Source organism: Bacillus sp. P4_D3 (genome assembly GCF_056401855.1).
The window spans coordinates 1-5,178 of record NZ_JBFUIN010000227.1 but is presented as its reverse complement, the minus strand read 5'-3'; the positions used below and the strand labels follow the sequence as shown (position 1 = coordinate 5,178).

General features: G+C 33.8%; 5 protein-coding genes and 2 pseudogenes. 5 read left to right on the top strand and 2 right to left on the bottom strand.

Features of this window, described 5'->3' with window-relative positions:
• The 4 genes from AC1DTM_RS17850 to AC1DTM_RS17835 form a co-directional block, all read left to right on the top strand.
• The coding region (locus AC1DTM_RS17850) for an ATP-binding cassette domain-containing protein (protein ID WP_477000582.1) at positions 1-469 on the top strand (469 nt) is incomplete at its 5' end.
• Positions 466-2,190, top strand: coding sequence for a thiol reductant ABC exporter subunit CydC (gene cydC, locus AC1DTM_RS17845; RefSeq protein WP_016104560.1), 1,725 nt, complete (start codon positions 466-468; stop codon positions 2,188-2,190). The genes AC1DTM_RS17850 and cydC, both read left to right, overlap by 4 nt.
• A 194-nt stretch (positions 2,191-2,384) precedes the next feature.
• The gene (locus tag AC1DTM_RS17840; protein WP_002031341.1) at positions 2,385-2,606 is read left to right on the top strand and encodes a hypothetical protein; all 222 of its coding nucleotides are present in this window, start codon (positions 2,385-2,387) and stop codon (positions 2,604-2,606) included.
• A gap of 243 nt (positions 2,607-2,849) precedes the next feature.
• Positions 2,850-3,299: a DUF6376 family protein gene (locus AC1DTM_RS17835; RefSeq protein ID WP_016104561.1), complete on the top strand. Its 450-nt coding sequence runs from the start codon at positions 2,850-2,852 to the stop codon at positions 3,297-3,299.
• Positions 3,300-3,334: 35 nt separating this feature from the next.
• On the opposite strand, the pseudogene AC1DTM_RS17830 reads toward AC1DTM_RS17835, so the two are convergent.
• Positions 3,335-3,532, bottom strand: a pseudogene (locus tag AC1DTM_RS17830) (EamA family transporter); the annotation flags it as partial.
• A 39-nt stretch (positions 3,533-3,571) separates the two neighbouring features.
• On the bottom strand, positions 3,572-4,648 hold the full coding sequence (locus tag AC1DTM_RS17825; protein ID WP_477000581.1) for a S66 family peptidase: 1,077 nt from the start codon (positions 4,646-4,648) through the stop codon (positions 3,572-3,574).
• A gap of 218 nt (positions 4,649-4,866) precedes the next feature.
• On the opposite strand from AC1DTM_RS17825, the pseudogene AC1DTM_RS17820 reads away from it, so the two are divergent.
• Positions 4,867-5,178: pseudogene (locus AC1DTM_RS17820) on the top strand (D-alanyl-D-alanine carboxypeptidase family protein); the annotation flags it as partial.

The following is a 5,178-nucleotide window of genomic DNA, read 5'->3' as shown; positions in this document are numbered from 1 at the left end:
ACCTTATATTTTTCCACTTTCGTTAAAAGATAATATTTGTTTCTATGAAACGAATACACCTGATGAAGAGGTTGAGAGAGTTATAAATGAAGTGGGCCTTCGTTCGCTCGTTGCATCATTACCACATGGGATGTACGAAAGGATTGGAGAAGGTGGACGTATGCTTAGTGGCGGACAAGAACAACGTGTCGCTATGGCACGTGCACTTTTAAGTAAAAAGCCAATCATTTTATTAGATGAACCTACAGCACATCTTGATATTGAAACTGAATTTGAAATAAAGCAATCGATGTTACGTCTGTTTGAAGGTAAGTTAGTATTTCTTGCAACGCATCGTCTCCATTGGATGAAGCAAATGGATCATATTCTTATTTTAAATAAAGGGGAAATTAAAGAAAGTGGAACATATGAAGAGCTTTTAAAGAATGAGACATTACATTTTCATAGGGAAGAGAGGGGAGAGCGATGAGTAACTGGATTAAACCTCATATACAGCAAAATAAAGGTAGAATGACGTTGACTATTTTCCTCGGGTTTCTTGGAGTTAGTTCAGGTGCGATGTTACTTTTCATTTCAGGTTATTTAATTTCTAAATCTGCTCTCAGACCAGAAAATGTAATGGTTGTATATGTTCCTATAGTTGCAACGCGTGCGTTTAGTATAGGGCAAGCTGTCTTTCATTATTTAGAGCGTTTAGTAGGGCATGACGTCGTTCTACGAATTTTAGAAAAAATGAGGACAAAACTATATAGAATTGTAGAACCACAGGCGTTATTTTTACGCTCAAGATTTCAAACTGGTGATGTACTAGGTGTATTGTCTGATGATATAGAACATTTACAGAATCTATATTTACGTACAATATTCCCTAGTATATTAGCGTTAGTTGTATATAGCATTTTCGTACTTGTTATCGGTGCATTTGACTTAGTATTTGCACTTATCGCAGCTTGTATGTTAGCTGTTATTGTTTTTCTTCTTCCATTCGTATCACTACTTTTGATGAAACGACATCATGTTGCTTTGAAGCGAGGAAGAAATCGTTTGTATCAACAATTGACAGATGCTGTATTTGGGTTATCTGATTGGCAGGCGAGTGGTAGAAAAGATGAATTTATTAATGCGTATGTAGAGCAAAATGTCCAGCTGTTAAAGACAGAAAAGAGAGTGAAACGCTGGTACCATATTCGAGATAGTATCATTCATTTAATAGTAGGTATTGTAGTTATTTCGATGATTTTGTGGACTGGAAATCAAGCAGCAAGTGAACAAATTGCACCTACAGTTATCGCAGCATTCGTATTAATGACATTATCTGTGACGAATGTGCTTATTCCTGTATCAGATGCTATTGATCGAATTCCATCTTATGTAGAATCTGTTCATCGGCTTAATGGCGTAGAAAGTGATACCGCTTTAGATGATGGTAAGGAGTTACCTGGAGATAAAGAATACGTTGTACCAAAACATGTAGATATTGAACTGAGTAATGTGTCGTATAATTACCCGAATAGTAATGAATCCGTATTAAAAGATGTATCATTGCAAATAAAGGCAGGAAAAAAAATTGCTATTTTAGGTAGAAGTGGAACAGGGAAATCTACTTTACTAAAATTGTTAACTGGGGCACTACGTCCGGTGAGTGGCCAAGTTATATTGAATGGTGAACAAGCTCATACGGATTTTCTGTCAAAATATATTTCTGTATTAAACCAAAAACCACATTTATTCGATACGACAATTGGAAATAATGTGCGGATCGGTAAACCAGAGGCTAATGATGAAGAGATATGGAAAGCTTTAGAGAAAGCACAGCTAGCACCACACATTGCTTCTCTTCCTGATGGATTACAAACAAAAATGCATGAAATGGGAAAGAGGTTTTCTGGCGGAGAAAGGCAAAGGGTAGCATTTGGAAGAACTCTTATGCAAGAAGCACCGGTCATTGTACTTGATGAACCGACTATCGGTTTAGACCCTAAAACAGAATTAGCCTTAATAGAAACAATGTTTTCTGCAACAGAAGAAAAGACTGTTATTTGGATTACACATCATCTTGTAGGGATTGAACATGTAGATGAAGTGATTTTCCTTGATAGTGGTCAAATCGCTATGCAAGGTAGTCACGAACAGCTACTGAAAGAAAATGAGAAATATCGTAGGTTATATGAGCTTGATAAAGGTATATAAGAATGAAATGCAAAAAAACACAAATTCTTGGTAGTTCAAGGTTTGTGTTTTTTTGTATTTGTGGCTTATCATATAAGCCGTATAAGCTATTTGATCATGAAATGGTTATATATTGTTAGAAAGGGTGTTTAAAACCTATCCTTTCAAGGCAATACTTGAGCCATAGTGAATGGATTGTTGGAAGGCGTGATTATATGTTTGAAGAGGATGGCATTGTTTTAATTCTGGAGCCTGCTGATGAGCGGAATATGAGGAAATTTATTTTTACAGTACCGAAGTCAGTTTATGAAAAAAAAGAAATTTTATTACATTACGGAACACCTTTAGGCCAAGGATATACGGACATTATAGAAGATATTATTAGTGTACATATAGACATAGATATTATAACAGTAATAGGGCATGTGAGAGGATAAAGAGAAACTTTAATTAGTGAGAGTTATACGTATCTGGAAAACAGACGTACTTAAAATAAGTATGTCTGTTTTTATATTTAAATGAAGATAGTTTCGAGGTACATGTTGAACAGGATAATAATGATTTTTCTAGAATGTATAAGAGGAAGATTAAAAAATAAGATATGATGTGATAAGGTGTATAAGAAGAAAATAAAGTGTTTATAAATGAATAAAAGTATGACAATTATTTAGGAGGTCAAAATGAAGTTTACAAAAACAATGTTACTTTCAATTGTAGTTTCAATTGGTTTGATGGGATGTTCGCTAGTGGAGGAAGGGAAGAACTCCATAGATTACGCTCAAAAAGCGACAGACTATGTAAATGAAATAAGTGCATTTGCAAATGAAGCGCCAGCATTAGCTGAAAAGGCTGTTAATAATGGGGAAGCTCGAAAAGAACTAGAAACGAAACTTACTGAAATTAAACAAGATATACCAGCTTTTAATGAATTAACACCACCGGATGTAGCGAAGGATCTTCACCAGCAAATCGTCGGATATAATGAAAAGTTAAATACATTAATTGATACCTCTATGCAAAAAATAGAGGAAGGAAAAATGAATGTAGAGCAGTTTAAAAACTCTGAGCTTATGCAGACGATAGAACAAGTTCAGGATTTGAAAGATAAGGTTCAAAATTTAGGACAATAATAAAAAGATCCGTTTATCATAAACGGATCTTTTTATTATTGTATACAATAGATGATTACACCAATGACAATAATAATGTTGCCAATGATTTTTCGCTTCGTTATTTTCTCTCCTAGGAAGTACCAACTAAAAATTAAAATGATGATATAACTTAATGATTCTAATGCAGATGCTTGCTTTAATGCTAAGCCTTTTAAGGTGATTACATTTAATCCGACATTAATTATAAATTTGTCTTTAAAATATAAAACAATAGAAGGCCATAAGTAGCTTTAGAGTTGAAGATAATAGAGGTAATAGAGGTAATAGAGGTAGTAGAGGTAGTAGAGGTAGTAGAGGTAGTAGAGGTAGATTTTCCACTGTTCTATAATTTGTATCGTTTTATTTGTTGCATCCATCTCTACTTGAATACCTATTGGTAAAGTAATCATTGGATGAGTATGACAACAATCAAAATCGGCTAGAAAAGGAAGCTTTTGATTTTGTAATACTTCTAATAGTATTTCGTAAGGATTTCTATTTGTACCACAATCATCAAATTGCTCATGTTTTCCAAGGATGATACCTGAAACTTTATCAAAAACGCCGTTAATTTTAAGTAATGAAAAACTTCTTTCGATAGTAGCTGCATCTTTTGAGCTATCTTCAATAAAGAGAATGTCACCTTCTTGAATATGTGGCATATAGGGGCTACCCCAAATACCTTGTATAGTGTTTAAATTCCCACCAATAATACGTCCAGTAGCTTTTCCACCAATTACTGAAATCCAATTGTTCGGTCGAAGATCTTTTTCTTTCGTTTTTTCTTCCCAATTAATAAATTCATCTGACCAAAATAACGGCTGGTTTATGTCGTAAGGAAGGTGTTGATCAGTTAATAAAGTATCCGCAAAATATTTGTATGTGCAATCTACGAAAGGCTCAAATTCACCAAAAGAAGGAACGAGTGCTGGACCATAAAATGTAGGAATTCCTGTTTTTGCATAAATTCCTAGTAATAATGCTGTTGCGTCTGAATAGCCAATCATTATTTTAGAGTTTTTTTGAAAAGAAGCATAATCAATATAAGGTAATAATGAATTTGAATTCATTCCCCCAATTGTCGACATGATACAAGAAACGTTAGGGTTTCTAATCAATTCATTTAGTTCCTCAGCACGATCTTTAATGCTCCCTGAACGATAATAATCATATTGACCTGTTAGTGAACCTTCTAATATATGAAATCCTTTCTTTTGTAAGTATAATTTTGCTCGCTCAAATCTCTTTGGAGAAGTATGGGTTACTGGTGAAGAGGGAGAGTAGATGCCAATTGTATCGCTATATTTTAATGCTTTTGGAAGTATCATTTGTATAAATCCTTTCTATTATATAGTGTTTTTGTGCTTAGATGTTATTGAATATTCTTATATTTTGTTGTTTTTAGTGTAACATACATGAAAAGAGAAAGAGGTTGAAATTATAATTGCTGTAGATGAATAAATATGCTTTTTACCTTGACGATATAAAGTAATTGTTGTTATGGTTAAACATGAGTGTATAAAAGGTTTGCTAAAGGAGTTTTAGAATGAAGCAGTTAAAATGGGGAAGATTAACAATCCCATTAGTAGTAATTCTGGGTATATGTTGGTTCTTTTTTCAAGGAGTTCAAAAGAGTGAAACAAGTTTAGATACTCAGCCTTTACAAGTGGCAGAGCTACCTAAAATAGGGCTATCTGAAAAAGTAGTTCCACCAAAATATATACCACCAGAAATTGATGTAAAAGCAGCTATTATTATCGATGCGAGTGATGGAGATGTTATTTATCAAAATAATGAAAATGAAGCTGTTGCCCCTGCTAGTATGTCAAAAATGATGACAGCATATCTCGTTTTAGAG